The following is a 26,140-nucleotide window of genomic DNA, read 5'->3' as shown; positions in this document are numbered from 1 at the left end:
GCAAGGACTGCGCAGGACTGGCGATTTCAGGCCGCAAGCACAGCCGCTGGCCGGCCCGACTTAAAATCGCCGGCTAGCCTCACCAAAGCACTCCACCATGTCCCAGCGCCGCCTTTTCGTCACCACCGCCCTGCCCTACGCCAACGGCAACTTCCACATCGGCCACATCATGGAATACATCCAGGCCGACATCTGGGTGCGCTATCAACGCATGCAGGGCAACGCGGTGAACTTCGTCGGCGCCGACGATGCCCACGGCGCGCCCATCATGATCGCCGCCGAAAAAGCCGGCAAGACGCCGCAGCAGTTCGTGGCCGACATCGCTAGCGGGCGCAAGCCGTATCTGGACGGCTTTCACATCAGCTTTGACAACTGGAGCTCGACCGATTCACCGGAAAACCACGAACTGGCCCGGCAGATCTACCGCGACCTGCGGGACAACCCGCAGGGCTCGCTGATCGAGACCAAGACCATCGAGCAGTTCTTCGACCCCGAGAAGAACATGTTCCTGCCCGACCGCTTCATCAAGGGCGAATGCCCGAAGTGCCACGCCAAGGACCAGTACGGCGACAACTGCGAAGTCTGCGGCGCGGTGTATGCGCCGACCGACCTGATCAACCCGTATTCGGCCCTGTCGGGCGTGACGCCGGTCTTGAAAAGCTCCGAGCATTTCTTCTTCAAGCTGTCGGATGCGCGCTGCGTGGAATTCCTGGAAAGCTGGACGCAGGACGGCAAGCTCCAGCCCGAGGTGGCCAACAAGGTCAAGGAATGGTTTTCAGTCCGCGAGAATGCCGACGGCACGCAGAGCGAAGGCCTGGGCGACTGGGACATCAGCCGCGATGCGCCGTATTTCGGCATCGAGATTCCCGATGCGCCGGGTAAATACTTTTACGTCTGGCTGGACGCGCCGGTCGGCTACCTGGCGTCACTCAAGAACCTGCTGGACCGGCGCGGCGAGAGCTACGACGACTACATGGCCGACCCAAAGCTGGAGCAGTACCACTTCATCGGCAAGGACATCGTCACCTTCCACACCCTGTTCTGGCCGGCGATGCTGCACTTCAGCGGCCGCAAGACGCCCGACAACATCTTCGTCCACGGCTTTTTGACGGTCAACAACGGCGAAAAGATGAGCAAGAGCCGGGGCACCGGCCTGGACCCGCTCAAGTACCTGAGCCTGGGCATGAACCCCGAATGGCTGCGCTACTACCTGGCCGCCAAGCTCAACGCGCGCAACGAGGACATCGACTTCAACGCCGACGACTTCATGGCGCGGGTGAACAGCGACTTGGTGGGCAAGTTCATCAACATCGCGAGCCGGGCGGCGGGCTTTTTGACAAAGAGATTCGACGGAAAAATCGGCGATGCATCAGGCGACTTTCCCAATCCAGACGGACAGGGTTATCCCTCTCTAGCAATCTCGGAAATTGGAGCGTGTGCAGCCGAAATTTCCGAGCTTTATGAACAACGTGAGTTGGGAAAAGCCATGCGAAAGATCATGGAGATAGCTGACGGTCTCAACTCCGATTGGGATGCAGCTCAACCGTGGAAGCTTGCAAAGTCCGAAGAGCCTCAGCAGCTGGCACGCCTACAAAGAATTTGTAGCAACACGATTGAAGGCTTTCGACTGCTCACGCTTTATCTCAAGCCCGTACTTCCTGCACTGGCCATAGAAGTTGAATCTTTTTTGAAAATTGATCCACTCAATTTCTCAGACGCAACCAAGGCGCTTCCAAAAGGTCACCCCATCGGCGACTACAAGCACCTGATGCAGCGCGTCGATGTGAAGCAGCTTGATGCATTGTTTGAGCCTCCCGCGCAGGACACACCTGCGCAAGCAGCTATCGAAACCGTAGCACCTGGCGGCGAGGACATCGCGCCCGCCATCACCATCGACGACTTCGCCAAGGTCGATCTGCGCATCGCCAAAATCGTCAACTGCGAAGCCGTGGAAGGCTCGACCAAGCTGCTGCGCCTGACGCTGGACGCCGGCGAAGGCCGGATGCGCAATGTCTTCAGCGGCATTGCCTCCAGCTACCGGCCCGCAGACCTGATCGGCAAGCACACGGTGCTGGTCGCCAACCTGGCGCCGCGCAAGATGAAGTTCGGCATCAGCGAAGGCATGGTGCTGGCCGCCAGCCATGCCGACGAAAAATCCAATCCCGGCATCTATGTGCTCGAGCCGCTGCCGGGCGCGACGCCGGGCATGCGGATTCACTGAACCCGCCACCCAAGGCCTGCCCATGACACCCTTGCCTCACTTTTGCACCCGCCTGAGCGCATCGGTGCTCATCGGCCTGTCGGCGCTCGCCTTGCCCGGATGCGCCGTGGTCACCGCCGTCGATACCGTGGCCTCGGTGGCGATTGGCACCGTCGGGCTGGCGGCCAGCGCCGTCATCGGCACGGCGCGCATTGCCGGATCGGCCATCGGCGCCACCGCCGATGCGGTGCTGCCCGGCCCGAGCGAATAGCCGTTCCCGCAGGCGGCAAGGACTGATCAGCGCGGCCGGCTTCCCGGCTTTTTCTCAAGCTGCTCACGCTGTTCAAGCTGCTGAAGCTGCCGCCTGCGTTTGCCCTTGTTTCTGGATTCGGCTTCGGGCGGCTGGTCGCGCAGGGCTTGCGCGGCCCGTTCCTTTGCCCGCTCCTGCTCGCTTTTGCGCTTTTTGTCGCGGAAATGCACAAAGATGCGCCCCAGCCCGAAGCTCACCGCGCAGCTAGCGGCCAAAAGAACAATGCTCGAAGTTTCCATTTCCATGCTGCGTGCCGCCAGTCAGTCCCTCAGTCAGCCAGAAACAGCGACTGCAGGTCGTTCAAGAAATCAAAGCCGCGCTCGGTCGGCTTGGCGTGGACAAAATCGCGCTCGATCAAGCCCTTGCGCTCAGCCTCTTCCAGCCCTTTTTGAATCGCGGTGAACGGCAGGCCCGTCTTTTCGGCAAAATCCTGCAGCTTGAACCCGTCCTTCAGCCGCAGGGCATTGAGCATGAATTCAAACGGCAGATCGGCACGGCTGACTTCCGTTTCCTGCGCCACCGCATTCCCGGCCAGCGCTTTGTCCATGTACAGCCGGGGCTCGCGCGCGCGCACCTGGCGCACCACCCGGTGGGCAAAGCTGAGCTTGCTGTGCGCGCCGGCGCCAATGCCCAGATAGTCGCCAAACTGCCAGTAGTTGAGGTTGTGAAAGCAGCGATGGCCGGGCCTGGCGTAGGCAGAGACTTCGTAGCGCTGCAGGCCTGCGCCCTCGGTCATCTCGGTGATCTGGTCGAGCATGGCGTAGGCCGTGTCCTCCTCGGGGATCAGCGGCGGAAACTTGGCAAAGTAGGTGTTGGGCTCAATCGTCAGGTGGTAAATCGAGATGTGCGGCGGCTGCATCGCCAGCGCCTGCCGCATGTCCTGCGCCTGGTTTTCGAGCGTCTGGCCGGGCAGCGCGTACATGATATCAAGGTTGAAGGTGTCGAAGGCCTGCGCCGCCTCCTCGACCGCCGCAATCGCCTGGGCGCGGTCATGCACCCGGCCCAGCGCCTTGAGGTGAACATCGTCAAAACTCTGCACGCCGATGGACAGGCGGTTCACGCCGGCGCTGCAAAAAGCCCTGAAACGGTCTTTCTCGAACGTGCCGGGGTTGGCTTCGAGCGTGATTTCGCAGTCGGCCTCCAGCCGCAGCCGCGCGCGGATGTCGCCCAGCAGGCGGTCAATCGCTTGCGGCGAAAACAGGCTGGGCGTACCGCCGCCAATGAAGATGCTGTGCACCGTGCGGCCCCAGACCAGCGGCAGCGACGCCTCCAGGTCGGCCACCAGCGCATCGATGTAGCGCTGCTCGGGCAGCTCGCCCGGCGCTTCATGCGAATTGAAATCGCAATACGGGCATTTTTTGATGCACCAGGGCAGGTGCACATACAGCGACAGTGGCGGCAGGGCCGCGAGTTGCAGCGTGCCGCCGCGCATGTAGTGCTGAACGTCGTGTTGGGTCATGAGGGGTTCGAGTGCGATTTACAGCCAGCGTTCACGCAGCAGCGCAATCATCTGGGCCGTGGCCTTGCCGCGATGGCTGTTGGCGTTTTTGACGCTCACCGGCAGTTGCGCGAAGGTCTGGGCAAACTCGGGAATGAACATCACCGGGTCAAAGCCAAAGCCGTTGCTGCCCACCGGCTGCAGGGCAATTTCGCCGGCCACCCGTCCGCTGGCGATCAAGGGCTCCGGGTCATCGGCAGAGCGCACCGCCACCAGCGTGCTGACCAGGGCGGCGCGGCGCTGCCCGGGCTGCGTCAGGTGCGCCATCTGCTCCAGCAAGGCCCTGACATTGTTGTTGTCGCCCTTGGCGTAACCAAACCGGGTGGCATAAAACGCCGTGTCCACGCCCGGCAGGCCGCCAAAGGCGTCCACGCACAGGCCGGCATCGTCGGCCAGCGCCGACAGGCCGCTGAGTCTTGAGGCATGGCGCGCCTTGGCCAGCGCATTTTCAACAAAGGTGCGAAACGGCTCTTCAGCTTCGGGAATACCCAGTTCGGCCTGGCTCAGCAGTTCAAGGCCCAGCGGCGCCAGCAGGGCCTGCAGTTCGGCAAGCTTGCCCGGATTGTTCGATGCGAGTACGATTTTCATGATGAAATATGACTTTTGCGCACAGCAGATATGCGCAGATAGCTATCAATTTGATAGTATTTTTACGACAGAAGAATCCGCGTTCAGCAGCCTCAATCAGGCTTTTTTGCCAGCCGAACGGCGTATGGCCGCATTGATTTCAGCGATGGAGCGCTCGATCATGGCTTCATCAAGGTCATCGGTCAGGCTGTCGTACAGGCCGGCCTGCAGGGTGGAGGCAAAAACACCTTCCATGGCGCTGTCGGCGCTGTCGCGGGTAGGCGCAAACGCCTCCGGCGTTTCCCATTCCATCGCCACAACCGTCACGTTGTCGCTGTGCTCGCCGCCGGCGCGAAGGGCATTGTCAACCAGTTGTGGAACGGCCTGCGAAACGCTGTTGTCAGTCAGCTGCTGGACGATTTCAGCATCGCTCAGGCTGCCCCACAGCCCGTCGGAGCACAGCATCAGCTTGTCGCCCTGCAGCAATGGAAACGGACCCGCAATATCCAGAATGGGCTTGCTGGGCGAGCCCAGGCAGGTGAACAGGATATTGCGGTTGACAGGCGCGAACTCGGTGAATCCGGGCCGCTCCTGCTCAAGGAAGGAGTGATCCCGGGTGCGCAGCAGCAACTCGCCATCGCGCACGATATAAAGGCGCGAATCGCCACAATGCACCCAAGTGGCGCTGGTGCCTTGCACCACAGCGGCAACCAGCGTCGTGCGCGGGGTGTCGAGCATGCCTTTTTGGGACGCATGGCGAACGATCTGGTGATGTGCCGCCAGCAGCGCATTGGAAAGAAAATCCGCCGGGTCCTGAAGCGTCGGTTTGGCCTCTTTCTGGTAAAGGGCGCAAATCGTATCCAGTGCCAGCTGGGCCGCGACCTCCCCCTCAGGATGGCCACCCATTCCGTCGGCCAGCACAAACAGCCCCGATTCGCGCGTGTAGCAGTGGCCCATGCGGTCTTCGTTCATGGCCCGGCCTCCGATGCGGCTGAGCTGGAAAACCGAGAATTTCATTTGGAGCGGGTTCCGAATGCGTTGGCTTTGCGTACCGTTTTCTTGGTATCGGACACCACGCTGTCAAACTGCAGGCGAACCCTTTCGCTGACAGTGAGCTTGGTGTAGTGACGCTCGCTTTCCCGGCTCAGTTCTTTTTGCAGGGCAAACACGGACTGCGGCCGCGACAGCGGATCGAGCGACATGCACCATTCAACGACTTCAATCAGGTTGTCGGAATACACGCCGCGCAGCCTGGACAAGGCCAGCGACAGCCGGTCTTTTTCGAGGCGCTGCGGCGCGTCATTGGGCGGGTAGCCCTGCATGCTGGCGTACATGCAGGCGCCGATGGCATAGATGTCGGTCCAGGGGCCCATCGAAGAATCGCGCCGGTACATTTCGGGGGCTGCAAAGCCGGGGGTGTACATCGGCCGGATGAAATTGCCCTCTTTGCTCAGCACCTCGCGGGCTGCGCCAAAGTCGATCATCACGGCCCGGTTGTCATCGGTGATGAAGATGTTGGCCGGTTTGATGTCCAGGTGCAGCATCTTGTGCTGGTGCACGATGCGCAGTCCGCGCAGGATTTCGTCAAACAGCGAACGAATGGTCGATTCGCGGAACACCTTGGGTTTTTTCAGGTCGCGCGCCGTGATGATGAAGTCCTGCAGGGTTCCACCCTCCAGGTAGTTCATGACCATGTAAACGGTTTCGTTCTCGCGAAAGAAATTCAGCACGCTCACCACCGAGCCATGCGAAATCTGGGCCAGCGAACGGCCTTCCTCAAAAAAACTCTTGAGGCCCAGGCGGTAGAGCGAAAGCTTTTCCGGCAGAACCTGCGGCAGCAACTCGCCCACCGCCCGGCTGGCCAGAGAGGACGGCAAGTACTCCTTGATGGCGAACTGCTGGCCCTCATTGTCAACGGCCAAGTAAACTACACCGAATCCACCCGCCGAAAGCTTTCGCACAACGCGGTAGCCTCCGATGACAGTGTCAGGCGGCAGGGATGAAGGCTTGACCTTGGACATAATTCTTGGGGGCTGGGCGATGAATCACCCAGTCTTTTCTCTCTTTAGTAAGGCGTAAAAAGCTAATGTCAGTTTACAGCATGACGGGCTATGCAAGCCTGCAATCCAGCACGGCGCAAGCGACAAACGAGACCGAACCGGCACGCGACACCAGTTTGCGGCTGGGCGTTGAAATCCGTTCGGTCAACAGCCGGTTTCTGGACCTGGCGTTTCGCCTGCCCGATGAGTTGCGCCAGATTGAGCCGGCGTTGCGCGAACTGCTGACCGGCAAGCTCAAGCGCGGCAAGGTGGAGGTGCGGATTTCGCTGGAAAGCGCGGCGGCCAGCAACCTGCGCGCACCGTCCCCCGCGACCTTGCAGCGGCTCGGTTCGCTGGAGGACAGCATCAAGTCATGGTTGCCGCAGGCCGCGCCGCTCAGCGTGGCCGATGTTCTGCGGATCGCCACCAATGAAGACAAAAAGCCGCACGACCACAGCGAGGAGCTGCTTCAGCTGGCCCGGCAGGCGGTGAATGAGCTGATGTCTGCCCGCGAGCGCGAAGGCGCCCGGCTGGCCCTCATGCTGCTCGACCGTACCGCGCAGCTGCGCACGCTGGCGGAATCAGCGGTGCCCATGGTTCCCAAGCTGGTCGAGCAGCAAAAAAACCGTTTCCTGGAGCGCTGGAAAGAAGCTTTGACGCTGGGAAGCAGCAACGTGCTTCCTGAAATTGCCCAGGATCGGGCACTGACCGAGGCGACCGCCTTTGCCATCCGGATCGACGTGGCGGAAGAAATCACCCGCCTGGCATCGCACCTGGATGAAATCGACCGCTTGCTGGCCAGCGGCGGCGAACTGGGCAAGCGCCTGGACTTCCTGATTCAGGAACTTCACCGCGAGGCCAATACCCTGGGCTCCAAGTCAGCCTCGCTGGAACTGACGCGCGTGTCCGTCGATATGAAAGTATTGATCGAGCAGATTCGCGAGCAGGTGCAGAACATCGAGTAACACCGCACCCTTCTATAACATCTAAATTCATAGCAAACATCACTCGTCAAGTATGGACTATCCCGGAAATCTCTTTGTTGTAGCTGCCCCCAGCGGGGCTGGTAAGTCGAGTTTGGTCAAGGCCCTGATGGAACTCGATTCCGCCATCCAGCCTGCGGTTTCCCATACCACCCGCCCCCCGCGCGGACAGGAAAAGCATGGCCGGGAGTACTTTTTTCTTTCGCCGGAAGAGTTTGACAGCATGGTCAGGCGGGATTCCTTTCTGGAATGGGCGCATGTTCACGGGCACCGCTACGGCACCTCGCGCCATACCATTGAAGAGCGGGTCGCTCATGGCGCCGATGTGATTCTGGAAATCGATTTCCAGGGCGCCATCAACATCAAGCGGATTTTTGCCAATGCCGTGCTCATTTTCATCCTTCCCCCGAGCTGGGAAGAGTTGCGTTCACGCCTGCAGCGGCGCGGCGAAGACAGCGCGGAGGTGATCGAGCTGCGGCTGCAGAATGCGGCCATCGAGATGGCACAGGCGCAAAAATTTGACTTCGTTATAATTAACGAGTTGTTTGAGCGGGCAGTTTTCGACCTGAAGACCATTGTTCATGCCCAGCGCCTGAAATACTCAGCCCAGCGACGCGCCAGAGCCGACACCTTCAAGGCGCTTCACATTCCCTAAGTCACCGATCATCCGAAAGAACATCATGGCCCGCATCACTGTCGAAGATTGCCTGGAAAAAATCCCGAACCGCTTTCAGTTGGTCCTGGCAGCCACTTACCGTGCGCGCATGCTCAGCCAGGGTCATGCCGCCAGGATTGAGAGCAAGAACAAGCCTGCAGTTACCGCACTGCGAGAGATTGCGGCAGGCAAGGTCGGCCTGGAAATGCTGAAAAAAGTCCCCAATTAAAATCAGGAAATCCCATAAAAAAGCACCTTCGCAGGTGCTTTTTTCATTTTCAAAGGGTTCAAAATCCGTCTTTTATCGGCTTTATTCAGGTCGCGCTACATTTGAGGTATGAATGCAATGCCGACGTCCGTCGTTCCCCGCAAGCCAACACCCGCCGCAGCCAACGCTGCGGCGGCCAGTTTTGCCGCGTTGACCGCCAAACTCGACTACCTGAGTGCTGCAGACATTGAACATGTCCGCCAGGCCTACCGCTTCGCCGATCAGGCCCATCTGGGACAACTGAGAAACAGTGGCGAGCCCTATATCACCCATCCCATCGCAGTGGCCCAGCAGTGCGCCGAATGGAAACTCGATGCCCAGGCCCTGATGGCGGCGCTGCTGCACGATGCCATTGAAGACTGCGCAGTCACCAAGCCGGAACTGATCGAGCGCTTTGGCGCACCCGTGGCTGAGCTGGTGGATGGCCTGACCAAGCTGGAAAAGCTGGAGTTCAACACCCGCGAAGAAAATCAGGCGGAGTCCTTCCGCAAGATGCTGCTGGCCATGGCGCGCGACGTTCGCGTCATTCTGATCAAGCTGGCGGACCGCATGCACAACATGCGAACGCTGAGCGATGCGCCGCGCTCCAAATGGAAAAGAATCGCCAGTGAAACGCTGGATATTTACGCGCCGATTGCGCACCGCCTGGGCCTGAACTCGACCTATCGCGAGTTGCAGGACCGATCATTTCAGCACCTGCATCCGTGGCGCTATGCCATCCTGACCAAAGCCCTGACACGGGCGCGGGGCCGCCGGCGTGACGTCATCAAACGCGTGCAATCCGAAGTCGAGGCAGCCTTTGCCAGCGCACAGATTGCGGTTCGGGTCTATGGACGCGAGAAAACGCTGTACTCGATTTACCACAAGATGGACCAGAAGCATTTTTCTTTTGCACAGGTCACTGATCTTTACGGTTTTCGGGTGATCTTGCCGGACGTGACGGCCTGCTACAGCGCCATGGGCATCCTGCATCAGCTCTACAAGCCCTTGCCGGGCAAGTTCAAGGACTACATCGCCATTCCCAAGGTCAACGGCTACCAGTCGCTGCACACCACGCTGGTCGGGCCTTTCGGAACCAACATCGAATTCCAGATGCGTACCGATGCCATGCATGTCGTGGCAGAGGCGGGCGTGGCGGCCCACTGGCTGTACAAGGCGTCTGATCCGAACAGCGACACCTCGCAGCGGCTGGGAACCAAATGGCTGCAGTCATTGCTCGATATCCAGCAGGAAACCCATGATGCCGCCGAGTTTTGGGATCATGTCAAGATTGACCTGTTTCCAGAAGCGGTTTACGTCTTCACCCCCAAAAGCCAGATCATGGCGATGCCGCGTGGCGCCACCATCGTGGACTTCGCCTACGCCATTCACAGCGATGTGGGCCACCATGCGATTGCGGCCAAGGTCAATGGCGAACAGGTCACGCTGCGTACCGAACTGCTCAACGGCGATGTCATAGAAGTCATCACCTCTCCCGTTTCCACGCCCAATCCGGCCTGGCTGGGATTCGTTCGAACCGGCAAGGCTCGCTCGAAGATCCGGCACTATCTCAAGAGCATGGCGCTCACGGAATCGCAAGAACTGGGTGAAAAAATGCTGGCTCAGGCATTGCGGGCCGAAGGCATAGACCGGCAACGCCTTTCAGCGGATGATGGAGCGCATCACGCCAAGTGGGAAAAAATCCTGCGTTTTACGGGCAACCGTTCACGCGCCGAATTGCTGACCGACATTGGCATGGGCAAGCGCATCGCCAGCATGATTGCCAAACGCATTGTGACTTTTCTCGCTGAAGATGGTGAAAAACCCGATGCCTTGCTGATGAGCCGGGAACGCTACATTCCACACGAGTCAGTCTCGCAAGGTGGCCTGGTGCTCGATGGCAGCGAAGGCGGTTCAGTCCAGTTTGCGCGATGCTGCTGCCCGATTCCCGGTGATGGAATCGTGGGCTATCTGGGGCGGGGCGAAGGGCTTTTTGTCCATACCGACGACTGTGCCGTGGCCAAGCGCCTGCAGCAACGCGACAGCGAACGGTTCATCGCCGTTGATTGGTCGGATGAACCCGCCCGCACCTTTGAAACCAATCTTCTGGTGACGGTTTCGAATGGTAAAGGGGTACTGGCAAAAGTGGCAACGGCCCTTGCCGGTGCTGAAGTTGACATTACCCATGTGGACATGGGGCATGAGCCTGCGAACGGTGCAACCGACCTGCGATTTACCGTGGCTGTACGCGACCGTATTCACCTGGCTGCAGCGATGCGCAATGTCAGGCGCACGCAAGCGGTGCTTCGGGTTCAACGGGTCAAGGCAAGCGCTTGAATGGCTCACGCTTTTCATTTGGTTTGACGCGCTGTTTTCCGAAAGGCCGAATTTTGCCTGCAGCCGCTTTGGGGGTCGGGTTCAGTCAGCCGCTGTGTCAGCCCTTGGGATAGTCAACTTTCAGTACTTCAAGGAGTTGCGTTCCCTGGGGCGTGACAAGGGTGACTTCATCGCCTACCCTTGCCTTGAGAAGTGCGCTGGCCACCGGCGAAATCCAGCTGATCTGCCCCATTGCACTGATCGCTTCATCAACGCCCAAAATGGTCACGGTCCGTTCAAGCCCCTCGTCATCGCCATAGGTGACCGTGGCGCCAAAAAACACCTGGTCATTGCCATGGTGGACGCAAGGATTGCTGATTTCAGCGATTTCCAGCCTTTTCGTCAGAAAACGGATGCGCCGGTCAATCTCGCGGAGTCGTTTTTTTCCATAGAGGTAGTCGCCATTTTCTGACCGGTCGCCGTTGCTGGCCGCCCAGTGGACGATATCCACGACTTTGGGCCGTTCGCTGTCAATCAGATCGAGCAATTCCACCCGCAGACGGTTGTAGCCTTGAGGCGTGATGTAATTTTTCCCGCTCACAGACTGGCTGGGGACCGGCGTGTCGTCCTCGTCGTCAGGGTCGGTTTCTTTGGTGAAGGCTTTGTTCATACTGAGGTCAGAATAGCATTCACCGCCCGTTCCTTCACTTGATGCTGGAACGTCCAAAACGAAAAAGTCTGCAACTTTCGTTGCAGACTTTCGATTCACCTCCCAGACCCGCACAATGAATGATGAGCACCAGCATGCTGTCAAGCTTGCCACTCAGTCAGCCGGAAGATAGACCTTGCGCAACAGACTTATCAGGGTTTTGCGCTCGGCTTGGCTCAAGCGCGAGGTGGCATCAATTTCAATCGCACTGGCCGTCTGCTCGGCCAATGGGAGCGTGGCCTTGCCCGTTTCGGTCAGATGCAGGCCTTGCGCGCGGCGGTCGGTCGGGTGATCGCGCTTTTCCAGCATGCCGAGCTTTTCCAGGTGCTTGATCATGCCGACCAGGTTGGGCGGCAGGATGTCCAGGGTGGCGCACAACTGGCGTGAAGTGATTCCCGGGTTGTGGCCGATGAGCGTGAGGACCGAAAACTCGACCGGACGCAGGCCGAATTGCGCCATTCGCGGCAAGAATTCTGCAATCACCACAAGCGCGGCGCGGCGGGCGTTATAACCGATCAGGGTTTCCAGAAAGGACGTGTCCATCCGATCTGCGGCCTCGCTGGCCTGAACGGGCGCCTTCGCTGCCCGCGCTGGCTGGCGGACAGGGGTCGGGTTGCGCAGTGCTTGGGTGATCGATTTTTCGGCCATGGTGCCTGACAAATAAGGCCGGATGAGGGTGGAACCGCCATCATAGCCGGGGCGCTTCATGCCTTGAGGGCTTCCAGGACCATGCCGTGGCGCATGGCCAGTTCGGGCCATACCCAGCGGACGAACGCCTGGCTACCGTTTCCAGGCGCACCGGCCGCCTCCAGGCGGCTCCAGGCCCAGGCCATCAAGGCAATCGTCGTTGCGCGCAAAAAGTCACCGGCAACGGAGTAAAGCTTTTCCGGCGCAGCGCCGCCGCTGGACTCGATGGCGGCCAGAAGATCACGCAAGCGGGCAAAACCTTCTTGCGTGCGTTGAGCCGATGCCGAGTTGCCACCCTGCAGATCGGCTTGCAGCCCACTCAGCACGGCACCAAGGCCCCTGCCCTGGTCGCTCAACACCTTGCGAAACAGCAGGTCTTGCGCCTGGATCTCGTTGGTGCCTTCATAAATCATGGCCACGCGCGAGTCGCGCACGATCTGCTCAATCCCCCACTCGCGCACATAGCCATGGCCGCCAAAGACCTGCAGGCAGTCGCTGCTGCCGTGAAAGGCCTGGTCGGTCCAGCTGGCCTTGAGCACCGGGGTGACCAGCGCGCACCACTGGCCGGCCTGCTGGCGGCGCGCAGGGTCCGGGTGGTGTTTGGCCACATCCAGTTCAATGGCCGTCTGGTAGGCCAGCAAGCGTCCGGCATCGACCCAGGCGCGCTGGGTGTCGAGCAGGCGCTGCACGGCCGGGTGCCGGATGATCAGGTCGGCGGCCTGCGACGGGTCGCGCGGACCCGGCGCACGCATCTGCCGGCGCTCCTGCGCATAGGCATCGGCCTTTTGCCAGGCGGCATCGAGCAGACCGACCCCCTGCAGGGCCACATGTAGGCGCGCCGCGTTCATCATCAGGAACATCGCGTTCAGTCCCTTGCCGTGCTCGCCCACCAGCCAGCCGGTGGCTTGGTCAAAGCGCATCACGCAGGTTGGACTGCCGTGCAGGCCCATCTTTTCTTCAATGCGCTCGCAGAACACCGCGCTGCGGCTGCCGTCCTCGTAGAACTTGGGCACCAGGAACAGCGACAGGCCCTTGGGGCCGGACGGGCTGTCAGGCAGGCGGGCCAGCACCAGATGCACGATGTTGTCGCTCAGGTCATGTTCGCCGCCCGAGATGAAGATCTTGGTGCCGCTGATCTGGAAGCTGCCATCCGGCTGCGGCACGGCCCGGGTGCTGGCCAGGCCCAGGTCGCTGCCGGCGTGGGGTTCGGTCAGGCACATGGTCGCGAGCCATTCGCCACTCGCCACTTTTTCCAGGTAGCGTGCCTTGAGTTCGTCAGACGCGTGGTGCTTGATGCATTCATAGGCGCCGTGCAGCAGGCCGGGCGCCATGGTCCAGCCATGGTTGGCGGCGCTCAGCCATTCGTAGAGCACCATTTCCAGCACAGTCGGCAGGCCCTGGCCGCCGTCTTCCGGCGCGCCGGACAGAGCAGGCCAGCCTGCCTGCCAGAAGGCCTGGTAGGCGGCCCGAAACCCCGGCGGCATGGTCACGGCGCCGTCCTTGAAGCGGGCGCCGATTTCGTCGCCGTCGCGGTTCAGCGGCGCCACCACTTCGCCCACGAACTTGCCGGCCTCTTCCAGCACTTGGCGCATCAGGTCGGTGTCGGCCGATTCGGCCAGAGCGGGCAGCTGGCCCAGGGTGTCCTGGGCGCGCAGCACATCGAACAGCATGAACGATGCGGCGGCGGCGGAAGGTTGGTAGGTGTTCATGGCGGCTGAGCTTGCAATCAGGTTAGAGAGTCAGTGCAGCGAAGCTGTCCCGCTGACTGGGGTGGAGGTAAAACTTGCCCGTCCTTCGGAGGGATCGTGGGCGGGCCAGGCAGGCATCAGGATTCGGCCGTGAAGCCCACTTGCTTGATCAGGCGGCGCCATTCCTCGGCGTCGGCCTTGAGCCAGTCGGCCAGTTGTTCGGGCGAGGAGGATTGCACTTCCATGCCCACCTGCGCCAGACTGCTGATCACGTCGGGCTGTCCCAGTGCCGGCGGCAGGTAGGCGGCGGCGCGGCGCACCGTCTGCGCGCTGGCCCTGCCCGGCAGGAAAAAACCGTACCATTCGCGCATGGTGAGCGGGTAGCCCTGCTCGCGGTAGGTGGACACGTCGGGGGCGAACGGGTTGCGCGTTTTGCCCGATACCGCCAGCAGGCGCAGTTTTCCGGTCTTGAGGTAGGGCAAAAAATCGCCCACGGGGGACGACATGGCCGATATCTGCCCGCCCAGCAAATCCTGAATCCCTGGCGCGGAGCCGCGGTAGGGAATGTGCTTGAGGTCGGCGCCAGTGAGCTTGCCCAGTAGCGCGGCGACCAGATGCGGCATCGAGCCCGCTGCCGGCGAGCCGTAGTTGGCCTTGTCCGGGTTGGCCTTGGTCCAGGCCAGAAAATCCTTCAGGCTCTTCACGGTGGCGGGCACGGCCGGGCCGACGCCCAAGCCGTGGCTGAAGAAACAGGCCACCGACACCGGCGCCAGGTCCTCAAGCCGGTAAGGCAGCCGGGGATAGGTGAACGGATAAATCGACAGCATGGACGAAGGCGTGAGCAGCAGCGTGCTGCCGTCAGCCGGGCCGTCCTTGAGCGCGGTGATGGCGATCTGGCCGCCAGCGCCGGGCTTGTTCTCGACCATGACGTTGGTCGCGTACTGGCCGCGCAGCTTGTCGGCAATACGGCGCGAGAGCGCATCCGTGGTGCCGCCAGCGGGAAAGCCGACGAGGATTCTGGCGAATTCCGGCGTCGCCTGGGCGCGGGCCGAAAACGGCAGGCCCAGGCTGGCCAGGGCGGCCGCGCCACCCAGGGCGCGGCTGAAGTTGCGGCGTGTCGTCATGGTCTTGTCTCCTGATGGATGTCGTTAGAACGTGTGGTTGATGCCCACCATCGTCCCGGTCTGCGATCCACCCAGGGCTGGGTTGCTGCCCGGTGCGCCGCCGCTGACAGAAACATTGACCAGGCTGTCGTTGCGGATCGTGCCGATTTGAGCGTACAGGGTCGTGCGTTTGGACAGCTTGTACAGGGACCGCACCGCCAGCAGCGTGGAGTCAGCGTTATCGAAGTTCTTGTAGCTCAGCTTGGCGACAGTTCCGTCAATCGTCCAGGCCGAAGTCAGCGGGTAAGCCGCTCCGATGTACCACAGGTCGCTTTTGGGGCGCGTCACGCTACCTTCGTTTTTACGGCGGATGAGGCCACCGCCAATTTTCAAAGCGGCAAGGTTCACGTAGCCGTTCACCATCAGTCGGGAGTCGGATTTCGAACTGCTTGTCAAGCCGGCAGGCAGCACCACATCGGTCGCGCTGGCAGGCGTGCGGCCATTCATTTCGTCGTAAGCCAGCGCGGCGCCCCAGGTCTTGGTGTCGTACTTCACCAGGGCCGACCACTCGCGGCAGGCTTTGGAGTCCGCTCCGTTTTCACCCGGGCAATTGGTTCCGGCAGGCGATGGGCCGGCATTGACGGTGTCACGACCGGCGCTGTAGGTGGCGCCCACGGTGAAGTCGCTGAATTTCCCCTTGTACGCGATCGAGTTGTCGATGCGCGAATTGGGGATGTAGCTGTCCAGCGAGCCCAGGCCATAGATGCTGGGGCCGACGAGGTCCGAATCAAGCAGCGACCAGAACAGCATGGTCCACTGGCGGCCCAGCGTGACCGCACCCCAGTCGCCGCTCAGGCCCACCGTCGATTGCCGTCCGAACAACCGCCCGCCTTGTCCCGAAGCGCCGGTGTCGGGCGCAAAACCCATCTCAAGCGTGTAAACCGCGCTCAGGCCGCCGCCCAGGTCTTCCTTGCCGCGCAGCCCGAAGCGCGAGGGCAGGATGCCGGTGTTCGAAGGCATGCGCGTGAGGGAGCCGCCGGCCGGCGCCACATGGGTCACATACTCAACACCCGCGTCCACCATGCCGTAAAGGGTGACACTGCTTTGCGCTTGCACTGCGCCTGTGGTGGCCAGGCCTGTCAGGGCGATAAGGGTTGAAATTTTCATGTTTGTCTCTGCGTAGTAATTATTGAAAGGATGCACGGGGTCATTCGAGCCACTTGCGCAACTTCAGCCGTGCGCTGGATGCCTGCAGGCGACGGGAAATGGGAAACGGGAAAACGGTCGCGGGCGCTTGAGGGCGGCGTTAAAAAATGGGGTGAAGGCTTGGGTTCATGCGGACGGCATCTTGATGTCCTCCTCTTTCTTGCGGGCAGCGCCCAGGTAGGTGTCGATCACGCGCGGATCTTCGGCCAGCTCGGCGGCCGGGCCATGCAGGCTTAGCTCGCCCATTTCCAGCACATAGCCGTAATCGGCCACGGCCAGCGCGGCGCGTGCGTTCTGCTCGACCAGAACGATGGTGACGCCGGTCTTGCGCAACTCGGTGATGATGGAAAAAATCTCGCGCACCACCAGTGGCGCCAGGCCCAGGCTGGGCTCATCAAGCATCAAGAGGCTGGGGCGCGACATCAGCGAGCGGCCGACCGCCAGCATCTGCCGCTCGCCGCCGGACAGCGTGCCGGCCAGCTGCATGCGCCGCTCTTTCAGGCGCGGAAACAAGTCATAGACGTCGGCCAGGCGGTCACGCCACTGGGCATTGCCCAGCCGCATCTGGCGAAAGCCGCCCAGCACCAGGTTGTCTTCCACCGGCATGGTGCCGAACAGTTCACGCTTTTCGGGCACCAGCGCGATGCCGAGCATGACGCGGTCTTCCAGCGTCAGCGCGGCGATGGACTGGCCCTCGAACTCGATGGCGCCGCGGCCGGGCAGTATGCCCATCAGCGTGTTGAGCAGGGTGGACTTGCCGGCCCCGTTGGGGCCAATGACGGTGATGACGCTGCCCTTGGCGGCCTGCAGGTCCAGTCCGTGCAGCACCTCGGCCCGGCCGTAGCCGGCACGCAGGTCGTGGATGCGAAGGTGAGGATTTGTCATGGCTTGTTTCCTTAATGTTCCGTGCCGAGGTAGGCGGCGCGCACGGCGGGGCTTTGCTGAATGAAGGCCGGCGTGCCTTCGGTCAGGTAGGTGCCGAACTCCATCACGACCAGGTGGTCGCAGATGCCCATGACCAGGTCCATGTCATGCTCGACCAGCAAGATGCTCATGCCTTCGGCGCGCAGCTGGCGCAGCACACCGCCCAGGGCCAGCTTTTCCTGGTGGCGCAGGCCGGCGGCCGGCTCGTCGAGCAGCAGCAGGGCCGGATCGCTGCACAGGGCGCGGGCAATTTCCATCAGGCGCTGCGGCCCCATCGCCAGGTTGCCGGCCTGCTCATGCAGAAAAGCACCCATGCCAATGCGCTCAAGCTGGCGCTGGGCTTCGCGGAACAACTGCTGTTCTTCGCTGCGGTTGAGCCGGGTCATGGCCGACACCACGCCCTTGGTGCCGCGCAGGTGGGTGCCCAGGGCGACGTTTTCCAGCACGGTCATGTCGGGAATCATCTTGACGTGCTGAAAGGTGCGCGACATGCCGCGTGCCGCAATCTCCCGTGAACGCAGGCCGCCGATTTTCTCGCCGCGAAACACCACATTGCCGCTGGTGAGAGACAGCACGCCAGAGATCAGGTTGAAGGTGGTCGATTTGCCGGCACCGTTCGGTCCAATCAGGCCGACGATCTGGCCAGCGCGGATCTGGAAACTGATGTCCTTGACCGCGACCAGCCCGCCAAACTCCTTGCGGATGGCCTGCACGTCGAGCACCAGTTCGCCCTGCTCCGGCTTGGCGCGCGCGGGCAGATCGGGGGCGCCGGCCCAGTCTTCCTTGCGCCTGGCGCGGGGCACGCGCCGATCCACGAAGGACCACAGGCCATCGGGCAGGAACTTGAGCATCAGCACCAGCACGATGCCGAACACAATGATTTCATAGCTGCCGCTGGTGCCCAGCCACTGGGGCAGCAGCACCTGGAGCTGGTCTTCGAGCAGCTTGGTGAGCAGCGCGCCGGTGAGCGCGCCCCAGACATGGCCGACGCCGCCGACCACCGTCATGAACAGGTACTCGATGCCCATCTTCAGCCCGAAGGGCGAGGGGTTGACGGTGCGCTGAAAGTGCGCAAAGAGCCAGCCCGAGAGGGACGCCAGCAGTGCGGCAATCAGGAAAATGATGATCTTGTAGCGCAGCGTGGACACGCCCATGGCCTCGGCCATCAGCGTGCCGCTGCGCAGCGACCGCATCGCCCGCCCTGCCCGGGAGTCGAGCAGCTGCACGATGGCCAGCGCCGCCAGCACGACGATGGTCCAGGTCAGCGCAAAAAAGCCGCGCCCCTGGCCGACTTCCCAGCCCAGCAGCGTGAGGCCCTGGATGCCCAGCAGGCCATCGTATTTGCCCAGCGCGTCAAGGTTGCCCATCAGGTAGTAGAGCGACAGGCCCCAGGCCATGGTGGCCAGCGGCAGGTAGTGTCCCGACATCCTGAGCGTGAGCAAAGCCAGGATCAGCGCGCAGGCCGCCGTCAGCCCCAGGCCGATGAACAGCGTGAGCCACGGCGACAGGCCGGTGTTGAGCGTCAGCCAGGCGGTCGAGTAAGCGCCGATGCCGACAAATGCGGCCTGGCCGAAGGAGGTCAGCCCGGCCACGCCGGTCAGCAGAACCAGCCCCAGGCAGACCAGGCTGTACAGGCCAATGTAGTTGAGCTGGGTGATCCAGAAATCGGGCAGCGGCAGCACGGCCACGCCAACAAGCACCACGATGAGCGCCCAGAGTCCATAACGTCTTGCCAGCATCTCAGTGCTCCTCATCCGAATGTCCGCCTTGCAGGGAACGCCACAACAGCACCGGCAAAATCAGGGTAAACACAATCACTTCCTTGAAAGCACTGGCCCAGAAGGAGGCAAACGCCTCGACCAGGCCGACGAACAGCGCGCCCAGCAGCGCGCCGGGGTAGCTGGCCAGACCTGCCGCCACCGCCGCCACGAAGCCCTTCAGGCCGATGAGAAAGCCCGAGTCGTAAAAAATCGTGGTCGTCGGCCCGATCAGCAGGCCCGACAACGCGCCGATCAGCGCCGCCATGGCAAACGTCAGCTGGCCCGCCGACTGCGAGGAAATGCCCATCAGGCGCGCGCCCAGCCGGTTCACCGCCGTGGCGCGCAGCGCCTTGCCGTAGAGCGAGCGTTCAAAAAACAGCCAGAGCAGCACGATCAGTGCGACCGAGGTGAGCATGATGATGATGGCCTGGCCGCTCAGGGTGAGCGCGCCCAGGCTCATGCGCAGATCCCAGAACGACGGGTTGCGGAATCCCTCGGCGCCAAAAAACAGCAGGCCCAGCCCGGTCATGGCGAAATGCACGCCGACCGAGACAATCAAGAGCACCAGCGGCGAGGCATCGGCCAGCGACTGGTAGGCCACGCGGTACACCAGCGGGCCAAAGGCGGTGACGATGCACACGCTGAGCAGCGCCTGCAGCAGCAGCGGCATTTGCAGCGGCGCCGCCCAGGCGGTCAGGCCGGCCACCACGACAGGAATCACCAGGGTCTTGAGCGCCGACTTCAGGGTGGCCAGGGCATTGTGGTGGCGACGCCAGGCGCCCACGCCATCCATCGCGGCGGCGATGGCCGCCAGAATCAAGAGCAGCCAGACGGTGCCGGGAATCTTCCCGGTTTGCAGGATGGCCAGCGTCAGCGCGCCATAGGCAACAAACTCGCCTTGCGGGATGAAGATGACCCGTGTGACGGTGAAGACCAGCACGGTCGCCAGGCCCAACAGGGCGTAAATGGCACCATTGGTCACGCCGTCCAGCAGCAAAATGCTGGCGATCGAAAAGTCCATGGGGAAGCCTTGAGGAGAGAGAAAAGGGAGAAGATTCGGCAGCGCGCGGGGCGGTTGGAGCCGAGCCGCGCGTGCCGGGACTAACGGCTTATTCGACTTTCCAGTCGCCGTTGACCACCTTGAGCATCACGCCGGTTTCAGGCGTGTAGCCCCAGTGGTCGTCCTTAGTCCAGTTCACCACGCCATGCGCCACCACGCTGCGGCCCATGGTTTCCATGGCGTCGCGCAGCGCTGCGCGGAATTCCGGCGTGCCGGGCTTGGCTTTCTTGAGCGCCATGGGAACGATTTTTTCGAGCACCAGTTCGGCGTCATAACCATGGCCGGCAAACTGGTTGCGCGAACCGGGGCCATAGGCTTTCTCGAACTTCTGCACAAAGTCGATGGCGGCTTTCTTGGACGGATGGCTGTCAGGCAACTGCTCGGCAATCACGGCCGGGCCGGACACCACATAGGCGCCTTCCACCGCCTTGCCGCCCACGCGCATCAGGTCACGCGTGGCGGCAGCGTGCGTCTGGTAGATTTTTCCCTTGTAGCCGCGCTCGACCACCGCCATGTGCGGCATGGCCGCGCCGCTGCCCGAGGCGACGATCAGCATTGCATCGGGGTTGGCGGCCACCAGTTTGAGCACCTGGCCGGTCACGCTGGTGTCCGAGCGTGCGAAGCGCTCGGTGGCGATGACCTTGATGCCGTTCTTTTCGGCCTCGGCGGTGAAGTCCTTGAGCCAGCCTTCGCCATAGGCATCGGTGTAGCCCAGGAAGCCGACGGTCTTGACGCCCTGCTTTTTCATCAGGCCCATCATGGCGTGCGACATCACGGCGTTGGATTGCGGCATGCGGAAGGTCCAGCCATCCTTGCCTGGCGGCAGCTGAATGGGCGAGAGCGACAGCTGCACGGTTTTCGACTCTGCGGCCACGTCGGCAATCGGAATGGCCACCGGCGTGGCGACCGAGCCGATGATGATGTCCACCTTGTCATCGGTCACGAAGCGCTTGGCGTTCTTGGTGCCGTTGGTCGGATCGGTGGCATCGTCCAGGATGATGAGCCTGACCTTTTCACCGCCGATGGTGCTGGGCCACAGCTTCATCTGGTTGTTCACCGGAATGCCCAGGCCAGAGGCGGGGCCGGTCAGCGGCAGGCTCACGCCGATGGTGATGTCAGCCAGCGCGGTGCCGCAGGCCAGCAGGGTGAATGCGGTGGCGATGAAGGTTTTTTTCAGTTTCATAAATGTCTCCTTGGGTCTAGGTATCGTCGGCAGCAAAATTTTCAGGAACACAAGGCCTTGATGTCTTCTGGCACGGGAATCGACTTGATGCGGTCCGGCGCTTCGGGCGGATGCACGACGAAGGCGCGCACTTCGGTGCCTTCGCAGAGCACGTCGTCGCCGCGCTTGACCACATGCCTGTGCATGAACACCTTGTCACGCCATTCGGTGACGCTGGTGTAGATTTGCAGGCGCTCGCCATAGGTGGCCGGGCGCATGAATTTGGTGTTGATTTCCAGCAGCGGCGTGCCGACGATGCCGCGCGTCTTGATGAGTTCGCGCCAGGGCGGCACGCCGCACTTGACGAAGAAGTTCAGCGAGGACGCATCCATCCACTTGCTGAAGTTGGGGAAGAAGACGATGCCGGCGGGGTCGCAGTCGCCGAACATCACTTCCAGTTCATACACAACGGTTTTGCTCATGATGGTTGTTTTCCGAAGTTCAACGCGGGGCCATGCGCAATGCGCCGTCGAGGCGAATCACTTCGCCGTTCAGGTGGCCGTTGCTCACGATGTGGCAGGCCAGCTCGGCAAACTCGCTCGGCTTGCCCAGGCGAGAAGGAAACGGGATGCTCGCGGCCAGCGAGGCCTGCACCGGCTCGGGCAGGGTTTTCATCAGTGGCGTGGCAAACAGGCCCGGCGCGATGGTGCAGACACGGATGCCGTGCAGCGCCAGATCGCGCGCCATGGGCAGCGTCATGCCGACCACGCCGCCCTTGGAGGCGCTGTAGGCCTGCTGGCCGACCTGGCCGTCAAAGGCCGCCACCGAGGCGGTGAACACCATGGCGCCGCGCTCGCCGTCTTCCATAGGCGCCAGCCTGGCGCAGGCGGCGGAGAACAGGCGGGCCACGTTGTAGGTGCCGACCAGGTTGACGTTGACGACCTTGATGAAATCCTCCAGCGGCGCCGGCGAGCCGTCCTTGCCGATGACGCGCCTGGCGGCGCCAATGCCGGCAATCTGCATCAGGATGCGGGCCGGGCCATGGGCGGCTGCGGCGGCGTCGATGGCCGCTTGCACGCTGTCGCCGCTGGTCACGTCGCACTGGCAGGCCAGGCCGCCAATTTCGGCCGCCACGCGCTGGGCATTCTCCAGGTTCACGTCCAGCACGGCAACCTTCGCGCCCAGGCGGGCCAGTTCGCGGGCGGTGGCTTCGCCGAGGCCGGAGCCACCGCCGGTGACCAGCGCCGCTTGTCCTTGAATGTGCATGATGTCAATTCCTTTTTGCTATTGTTTAAGTAGCTATTAGCGCCCGTGGCGTATGCGCAATAGGCACTTTTTGCTTAAAAATCGCTGTTTTTTCGATGCCCGGTGACGCCGCGCCACACCCGCCTGCCAGTCACTATGTTTTTAATAGCTGCTTATGCATGCGGGTCGTGCGCAAAAGTCACTTTTGATTCATATTTTTCTGAAAAACACCAGCTCAGGCTGCCTCGGGGTTCTCCAGCAGCAGCGCAATCCCCTGGCCACCGCCGATGCAGGCCGAGGCAATGCCCCAGCGCACGCCGGCGCGTTTCATTTCACGCGCCAGCGTGATGGTCAGGCGCACGCCGGTGGCAGCCAGCGGATGACCGAGCGCAATCGCGCCGCCGTTGACGTTCAGACGGCTCAAATCCAGCCCCAGTTCTCGGCCAACGGCCAGCGTCTGCGCGCCCTGCGCTTCGTTGATCTCGAAGCGGCCGATCTGCGCCAAGCTCAAGCCGGTGCGCGCCAGCAGCAGCTGAATGGCCGGCGCCGGGCCGATGCCCATGATCTCGGGCGGCACGCCGACCACGGCCGAGGCGACCACGCGGGCCAACGGCGTTTTGCCCTGCGCCCTGGCGTAGGCGCCCGAACTCACCACGGCCGCCGCCGCCGCATCGACCAGCGCAGCGCTGTTGCCGCCGGTCTGCACGCCGCCTTCATAGACCGGCTTGAGCCTGGCCAGCACATCGGCCGGCGAGAGGCGGGCATGGGTGTCAAGCGCCACTTCCGTGGTCTTTCCCTGCAGGCGGATGCCGCGCGGCTTGTAGCCCTCCAGCTCGAATTTCTCGGTGACGATGGGCACGATTTCGCCGGCATGGAAACCGCTTTGCTGCGCCGCCACGGCCCTGGCGAACGAGCTGGAGGCGAATTCATCGACCTCTTCGCGCTGGATGCCATATTTTTTCGCCAGGTTCTCGGCCGTCTGGATCATGTTGATGCCGGCGGCCGGGTCTTTGAGCGCCTCCCACATGTAGTCCTTGAAACCCACGGGCGCGCCGAGCTTGAAGCCGGTGCGGTGGTCGAATGCGGCAATCGGGTTGCGCGTCATGCTTTCGGTGCCCACGACCAGCGCAGCCTCGCAGGCGCCGCCCTGGATCTGCTCGCCGGCCTGGCGAAACAGCTCAAAGCCGGTGCCGCAGATGCGCTGGGCCATCAGGGCCGGCACGTCCACCGGCACGCCGGCATACAGGCCGATGTGGCGCGGCAAAAAGAACTGGTCAAAATCGCCGGGTGCCATGTTGCCGGCAATCACCGAGCCGATGTGCGCGCCCGGCACGCCAGCGCGCGCCAGCACTTCTCTAGCCACCTTGATGCCCAGGTCGGTGGGCGAGATGTGGCCGAGTGCGCCGCAGTAATCGACCATGGGCGTGCGCACGCCAGCCAGCATCCAGATGTCATCGAAGGCGTTGAAAAAACCAGTGTGTGCCATGCAAATTTCTCCCTGTTCAGGCTTGGGGTTTGAGGATGTAGTGGAGCTCGTCGGCATGCAGCTTGTTCACGGTGTCGGCGCGGTGGGTCAGGACGGCGCGCTGGTTGATCGAGCCCTTGTCGGTGACTTCGCCGCGCTCTATCGTCGGCGGGTCGGCCAGCAGGCACAGGCGGGCGATGCGGTTGGCGCTGCCGGTGGCGGTCTTGGCCAGCTCGTTGAGCACTTGCTGGAAGTGGGCCAGCACCGGCGGGCTGTCGAGCACGTCGTGCATGGAAGTGCCGGCCGGCAGGCCGCTCAAGCGCCGCACCGCCGGGGTCGGGAACACCATGGCGCCCACTTCCTTCAGGTTGATGCCGGTCAGCACCACGTCCTGGATGTAGGGCGCGCCGGCAGCGGTGATCCTGGCGCGCAGCGGGCCGACGCTCACGAACGTGCCGGTGGCGAGCTTGAAGTCCTCGGCAATGCGGCCGTCAAACTTCAGGCCCTTGTGGATGTCGGTCTCGTCGATCCACTTGACCGCATCGCCCGAGCAAAAGAAGCCTTCCTCGTCAAAGGCCTCGGCGGTTTCCTGCGGCGCGCGCCAGTAGCCCGGCGTGATGTTGGGGCCACGGTAGCGGATTTCGGTCTTGCCCTGGAGATCGACCAGCTTGACCTGCATGCCTGGCGTCGGCACGCCGAGATCGCCGGCCTGGACATTGGGGCTGGTCACATACAGGCCGAACGGGCCGGATTCGGTCATGCCCAGGCCGGTCGCCATCACGATGCGCTCGCCGATCTCAAGCTCTTCGCTCTCGTACAGGCTGTCCCACACCGGCTGGGCCAGCGAGGCGCCGGCATAAAAGAACATCCTCACCTGCGACAGCAGGGTCTTGCGCAGTTGGCTGTCGGTTTTCATGGCCAGGGCAATCGCTTCGAAACCCGTGGGCACGTTGAAATACACCGTGGGGGCGATTTCACGCAGGTTGCGCAGGGTTTCGTGCATCAGCGCCGGGGTCGGCTTGCCGTCGTCGATGTAGAGCGTGCCGCCGTGGTAGAGCACCATGCCGACGTTGTGGTTGCCGCCAAAGGTGTGGTTCCACGGCAGCCAGTCCACCAGCACGGGCGGCGCCTCGGTGAGCACCGGCATCGACTGGGCCATCTGCTGCTGGTTGGCGCACCACATGCGCTGGGTGTTGATGACCGCCTTGGGCAGCTTGGTCGAGCCGCTGGTGAACAGGAATTTGGTGATGGTGTCCGGGCCGGTGGCGGCCATCGCAGCGTCCACCGCCGGGGTTTCGGCGGTGGCGGCCAGCGCTGCAAAAGAGGTGCTGGGCCGGCCCGCCAGTTCGCCTTCGAGCAGGACCACTTCCATGTCCTCGCTGGCCACGGCCTGCAGGGCCTTGCCATAGCGGGCCGCATCGCTGGCAAACAGCATGCCGGGTGTCACGGTGCGGATGACATGCCTGAGTTTTTCGTAATCGGTGCTGATCAGCGAATAGGCGGGTGAGGTCTGCACGAAGGGCACGCCGGCGATCAGGCAGCCGAGCGACAGCAGCGCATGCTCGATGCTGTTTTCGCTCAGGATGACCACCGGGCGCTCGGCGCTCAGGCCGCGCTCGATCAGTCCCTGGGCAATGTTGCGCGCGGTTTGCCAGGTTTCCCCATAGCTCACATGGCGCCAGTCGCCCAGGCTGCCGTCGGCCAGCTTGATGCGCCGGGCGACGAAGCTGCGCCCGGGCACGGTCTGCGCCCAGTGCCTGAGCCTGTCCGTCATGCGCTCAGGATAGGGCTCAAGCGCCTGGTCGGCCTGCAGGTAATGGACGCCCGGCGCGCCGTCGCGCAGCGTGACACGGGTCACGCCAAAGGTCAGGGGCCGGAATTTCATGGGGGTCATGGGTTTGTCTCCTCTGGAACTGGGTATCTCGTTTTTTGCCGCCGCCGCACAGGCGGAGGGTCAGGTTTTCTGCACCTTGGCATCGGGAGCCGCCTGGGCGATCGACGCCATCAGTGACCCGGTGAACAAACCGTGTCGGCCGCCGTCCGGGCGTGCGTCGCAGGTAAGGATTTAGGAGTGTTTGTCATCGGGTTCCTTGGCTCAAAACAGGTTATGAATTAAAACCATCTAGTTATTAAATATAACTATGATTTAAATCCAGCGCATCTGTTTTTTGGTCAGTACTTACCCTGATGTGACGTGTGAACACCGCACCGCCCTCGTCTGCGCCTCCTCGCAGAAGGCGGGGTTATGCCTGTGCGCTGGCCAGCGAAGGCGGCCATCCGGTGATCAATGCGCGCGACGAGACACGCCTGCTCACG

24 protein-coding genes are annotated in these 26,140 nt (G+C 62.4%); 6 read left to right on the top strand and 18 right to left on the bottom strand.

All coding sequences use genetic code 11. The features are described 5' to 3' along the window. Positions 1 to 97 precede the first annotated feature (97 nt). Complete coding sequence (metG, locus tag PNAP_RS04070; RefSeq protein WP_011800232.1) at positions 98 to 2,221, top strand: methionine--tRNA ligase; 2,124 nt, start codon at positions 98 to 100, stop codon at positions 2,219 to 2,221. A 22-nt stretch (positions 2,222 to 2,243) separates the two neighbouring features. Then, a complete protein-coding gene (locus PNAP_RS04065; RefSeq protein ID WP_083758015.1) occupies positions 2,244 to 2,471 on the top strand; it encodes a hypothetical protein in 228 nt (75 codons plus the stop codon). 26 nt (positions 2,472 to 2,497) lie between these two features. Here PNAP_RS04065 and PNAP_RS04060 read toward each other — a convergent pair whose 3' ends face one another. The 5 genes from PNAP_RS04060 to PNAP_RS04040 form a co-directional block, all read right to left on the bottom strand. Then, a complete protein-coding gene (locus PNAP_RS04060) occupies positions 2,498 to 2,755 on the bottom strand; it encodes a hypothetical protein (protein ID WP_011800231.1) in 258 nt (85 codons plus the stop codon). A 23-nt stretch (positions 2,756 to 2,778) separates the two neighbouring features. Then, positions 2,779 to 3,969: a radical SAM family heme chaperone HemW gene (gene hemW, locus PNAP_RS04055; RefSeq protein WP_011800230.1), complete on the bottom strand. Its 1,191-nt coding sequence runs from the start codon at positions 3,967 to 3,969 to the stop codon at positions 2,779 to 2,781. Between the two features lie 18 nt (positions 3,970 to 3,987). After that, complete coding sequence (locus PNAP_RS04050) at positions 3,988 to 4,596, bottom strand: non-canonical purine NTP pyrophosphatase (protein WP_011800229.1); 609 nt, start codon at positions 4,594 to 4,596, stop codon at positions 3,988 to 3,990. A 96-nt stretch (positions 4,597 to 4,692) separates the two neighbouring features. Further along, complete coding sequence (locus PNAP_RS04045; protein ID WP_011800228.1) at positions 4,693 to 5,592, bottom strand: PP2C family protein-serine/threonine phosphatase; 900 nt, start codon at positions 5,590 to 5,592, stop codon at positions 4,693 to 4,695. Next, complete coding sequence (locus PNAP_RS04040) at positions 5,589 to 6,596, bottom strand: serine/threonine protein kinase (RefSeq protein ID WP_011800227.1); 1,008 nt, start codon at positions 6,594 to 6,596, stop codon at positions 5,589 to 5,591. The genes PNAP_RS04045 and PNAP_RS04040 overlap by 4 nt, the downstream gene beginning before the upstream one ends. Before the next feature lie 65 nt (positions 6,597 to 6,661). On the opposite strand from PNAP_RS04040, the gene PNAP_RS04035 reads away from it, so the two are divergent. The 4 genes from PNAP_RS04035 to PNAP_RS04020 all read left to right on the top strand — a co-directional run bounded on the left by PNAP_RS04035 (position 6,662) and on the right by PNAP_RS04020 (position 10,836). After that, entirely contained in the window at positions 6,662 to 7,579 is a 918-nt protein-coding gene (locus PNAP_RS04035) for a YicC/YloC family endoribonuclease (protein ID WP_011800226.1), read from the top strand. A gap of 52 nt (positions 7,580 to 7,631) precedes the next feature. Beyond that, positions 7,632 to 8,252 (top strand): guanylate kinase, encoded by a 621-nt coding sequence (gene gmk / locus PNAP_RS04030; protein WP_011800225.1) that lies wholly within the window; start codon positions 7,632 to 7,634, stop codon positions 8,250 to 8,252. Positions 8,253 to 8,277: 25 nt separating this feature from the next. Continuing rightward, a complete protein-coding gene (gene rpoZ, locus PNAP_RS04025) occupies positions 8,278 to 8,481 on the top strand; it encodes a DNA-directed RNA polymerase subunit omega (protein ID WP_011800224.1) in 204 nt (67 codons plus the stop codon). A 117-nt stretch (positions 8,482 to 8,598) separates the two neighbouring features. Further along, positions 8,599 to 10,836, top strand: a complete 2,238-nt coding sequence (locus tag PNAP_RS04020; protein ID WP_011800223.1) for a RelA/SpoT family protein — start codon at positions 8,599 to 8,601, stop codon at positions 10,834 to 10,836. Positions 10,837 to 10,933: 97 nt separating this feature from the next. Here the strand turns inward: PNAP_RS04020 and greB are convergent, their stop codons facing one another. From greB to PNAP_RS03955, 13 genes are all read right to left on the bottom strand, one after another. Continuing rightward, the gene (gene greB, locus PNAP_RS04015) at positions 10,934 to 11,485 is read right to left on the bottom strand and encodes a transcription elongation factor GreB (protein WP_011800222.1); all 552 of its coding nucleotides are present in this window, start codon (positions 11,483 to 11,485) and stop codon (positions 10,934 to 10,936) included. Between the two features lie 153 nt (positions 11,486 to 11,638). Further along, the gene (locus PNAP_RS04010) at positions 11,639 to 12,172 is read right to left on the bottom strand and encodes a MarR family winged helix-turn-helix transcriptional regulator (RefSeq protein WP_041376983.1); all 534 of its coding nucleotides are present in this window, start codon (positions 12,170 to 12,172) and stop codon (positions 11,639 to 11,641) included. A 56-nt stretch (positions 12,173 to 12,228) separates the two neighbouring features. Then, the gene (locus PNAP_RS04005) at positions 12,229 to 13,920 is read right to left on the bottom strand and encodes an acyl-CoA dehydrogenase family protein (RefSeq protein WP_011800220.1); all 1,692 of its coding nucleotides are present in this window, start codon (positions 13,918 to 13,920) and stop codon (positions 12,229 to 12,231) included. A gap of 116 nt (positions 13,921 to 14,036) precedes the next feature. Beyond that, the gene (locus tag PNAP_RS04000) at positions 14,037 to 15,023 is read right to left on the bottom strand and encodes a Bug family tripartite tricarboxylate transporter substrate binding protein (RefSeq protein WP_011800219.1); all 987 of its coding nucleotides are present in this window, start codon (positions 15,021 to 15,023) and stop codon (positions 14,037 to 14,039) included. Positions 15,024 to 15,047: 24 nt separating this feature from the next. Continuing rightward, on the bottom strand, positions 15,048 to 16,169 hold the full coding sequence (locus tag PNAP_RS03995) for a porin (RefSeq protein ID WP_011800218.1): 1,122 nt from the start codon (positions 16,167 to 16,169) through the stop codon (positions 15,048 to 15,050). 165 nt (positions 16,170 to 16,334) lie between these two features. Next, on the bottom strand, positions 16,335 to 17,093 hold the full coding sequence (locus PNAP_RS03990; RefSeq protein WP_011800217.1) for an ABC transporter ATP-binding protein: 759 nt from the start codon (positions 17,091 to 17,093) through the stop codon (positions 16,335 to 16,337). An 11-nt stretch (positions 17,094 to 17,104) separates the two neighbouring features. Further along, entirely contained in the window at positions 17,105 to 18,871 is a 1,767-nt protein-coding gene (locus tag PNAP_RS03985) for a branched-chain amino acid ABC transporter ATP-binding protein/permease (protein WP_011800216.1), read from the bottom strand. 1 nt (position 18,872) lies between these two features. Beyond that, the gene (locus tag PNAP_RS03980) at positions 18,873 to 19,913 is read right to left on the bottom strand and encodes a branched-chain amino acid ABC transporter permease (protein WP_011800215.1); all 1,041 of its coding nucleotides are present in this window, start codon (positions 19,911 to 19,913) and stop codon (positions 18,873 to 18,875) included. Between the two features lie 88 nt (positions 19,914 to 20,001). Beyond that, positions 20,002 to 21,135: an ABC transporter substrate-binding protein gene (locus PNAP_RS03975; protein ID WP_011800214.1), complete on the bottom strand. Its 1,134-nt coding sequence runs from the start codon at positions 21,133 to 21,135 to the stop codon at positions 20,002 to 20,004. A gap of 41 nt (positions 21,136 to 21,176) precedes the next feature. Continuing rightward, entirely contained in the window at positions 21,177 to 21,596 is a 420-nt protein-coding gene (locus PNAP_RS03970) for an acyl-CoA thioesterase (RefSeq protein WP_011800213.1), read from the bottom strand. A 19-nt stretch (positions 21,597 to 21,615) separates the two neighbouring features. Next, positions 21,616 to 22,380: an SDR family NAD(P)-dependent oxidoreductase gene (locus PNAP_RS03965; RefSeq protein WP_011800212.1), complete on the bottom strand. Its 765-nt coding sequence runs from the start codon at positions 22,378 to 22,380 to the stop codon at positions 21,616 to 21,618. Between the two features lie 214 nt (positions 22,381 to 22,594). After that, positions 22,595 to 23,845 (bottom strand): thiolase family protein, encoded by a 1,251-nt coding sequence (locus tag PNAP_RS03960; RefSeq protein WP_011800211.1) that lies wholly within the window; start codon positions 23,843 to 23,845, stop codon positions 22,595 to 22,597. Between the two features lie 16 nt (positions 23,846 to 23,861). Next, the gene (locus tag PNAP_RS03955; RefSeq protein ID WP_011800210.1) at positions 23,862 to 25,718 is read right to left on the bottom strand and encodes a feruloyl-CoA synthase; all 1,857 of its coding nucleotides are present in this window, start codon (positions 25,716 to 25,718) and stop codon (positions 23,862 to 23,864) included. Positions 25,719 to 26,140: the final 422 nt, after the last annotated feature.

The organism is Polaromonas naphthalenivorans CJ2 (assembly GCF_000015505.1).
GTDB classification, from domain to species: Bacteria; Pseudomonadota; Gammaproteobacteria; order Burkholderiales; family Burkholderiaceae_C; genus Polaromonas; species Polaromonas naphthalenivorans.
The sequence above is the reverse complement of the archived record's forward strand: the minus strand, read 5'-3'. Positions and strand labels throughout refer to the sequence as shown.

Excerpts from the sequence above, each read along its gene's own strand:
- metG (WP_011800232.1), top strand. The coding sequence starts at position 98 with ATGTCCCAGCGCCGCCTTTTCGTCACCACCGCCCTGCCCTACGCCAAC.
- PNAP_RS04065 (WP_083758015.1), top strand. The coding sequence starts at position 2,244 with ATGACACCCTTGCCTCACTTTTGCACCCGCCTGAGCGCATCGGTGCTC.
- PNAP_RS04060 (WP_011800231.1), bottom strand. The coding sequence starts at position 2,755 with ATGGAAATGGAAACTTCGAGCATTGTTCTTTTGGCCGCTAGCTGCGCG.
- hemW (WP_011800230.1), bottom strand. The coding sequence starts at position 3,969 with ATGACCCAACACGACGTTCAGCACTACATGCGCGGCGGCACGCTGCAA.
- PNAP_RS04050 (WP_011800229.1), bottom strand. The coding sequence starts at position 4,596 with ATGAAAATCGTACTCGCATCGAACAATCCGGGCAAGCTTGCCGAACTG.
- PNAP_RS04045 (WP_011800228.1), bottom strand. The coding sequence starts at position 5,592 with ATGAAATTCTCGGTTTTCCAGCTCAGCCGCATCGGAGGCCGGGCCATG.
- PNAP_RS04040 (WP_011800227.1), bottom strand. The coding sequence starts at position 6,596 with ATGTCCAAGGTCAAGCCTTCATCCCTGCCGCCTGACACTGTCATCGGA.
- PNAP_RS04035 (WP_011800226.1), top strand. The coding sequence starts at position 6,662 with ATGTCAGTTTACAGCATGACGGGCTATGCAAGCCTGCAATCCAGCACG.
- gmk (WP_011800225.1), top strand. The coding sequence starts at position 7,632 with ATGGACTATCCCGGAAATCTCTTTGTTGTAGCTGCCCCCAGCGGGGCT.
- rpoZ (WP_011800224.1), top strand. The coding sequence starts at position 8,278 with ATGGCCCGCATCACTGTCGAAGATTGCCTGGAAAAAATCCCGAACCGC.
- PNAP_RS04020 (WP_011800223.1), top strand. The coding sequence starts at position 8,599 with ATGCCGACGTCCGTCGTTCCCCGCAAGCCAACACCCGCCGCAGCCAAC.
- greB (WP_011800222.1), bottom strand. The coding sequence starts at position 11,485 with ATGAACAAAGCCTTCACCAAAGAAACCGACCCTGACGACGAGGACGAC.
- PNAP_RS04010 (WP_041376983.1), bottom strand. The coding sequence starts at position 12,172 with ATGGCCGAAAAATCGATCACCCAAGCACTGCGCAACCCGACCCCTGTC.
- PNAP_RS04005 (WP_011800220.1), bottom strand. The coding sequence starts at position 13,920 with ATGAACACCTACCAACCTTCCGCCGCCGCCGCATCGTTCATGCTGTTC.
- PNAP_RS04000 (WP_011800219.1), bottom strand. The coding sequence starts at position 15,023 with ATGACGACACGCCGCAACTTCAGCCGCGCCCTGGGTGGCGCGGCCGCC.
- PNAP_RS03995 (WP_011800218.1), bottom strand. The coding sequence starts at position 16,169 with ATGAAAATTTCAACCCTTATCGCCCTGACAGGCCTGGCCACCACAGGC.
- PNAP_RS03990 (WP_011800217.1), bottom strand. The coding sequence starts at position 17,093 with ATGACAAATCCTCACCTTCGCATCCACGACCTGCGTGCCGGCTACGGC.
- PNAP_RS03985 (WP_011800216.1), bottom strand. The coding sequence starts at position 18,871 with ATGCTGGCAAGACGTTATGGACTCTGGGCGCTCATCGTGGTGCTTGTT.
- PNAP_RS03980 (WP_011800215.1), bottom strand. The coding sequence starts at position 19,913 with ATGGACTTTTCGATCGCCAGCATTTTGCTGCTGGACGGCGTGACCAAT.
- PNAP_RS03975 (WP_011800214.1), bottom strand. The coding sequence starts at position 21,135 with ATGAAACTGAAAAAAACCTTCATCGCCACCGCATTCACCCTGCTGGCC.
- PNAP_RS03970 (WP_011800213.1), bottom strand. The coding sequence starts at position 21,596 with ATGAGCAAAACCGTTGTGTATGAACTGGAAGTGATGTTCGGCGACTGC.
- PNAP_RS03965 (WP_011800212.1), bottom strand. The coding sequence starts at position 22,380 with ATGCACATTCAAGGACAAGCGGCGCTGGTCACCGGCGGTGGCTCCGGC.
- PNAP_RS03960 (WP_011800211.1), bottom strand. The coding sequence starts at position 23,845 with ATGGCACACACTGGTTTTTTCAACGCCTTCGATGACATCTGGATGCTG.
- PNAP_RS03955 (WP_011800210.1), bottom strand. The coding sequence starts at position 25,718 with ATGACCCCCATGAAATTCCGGCCCCTGACCTTTGGCGTGACCCGTGTC.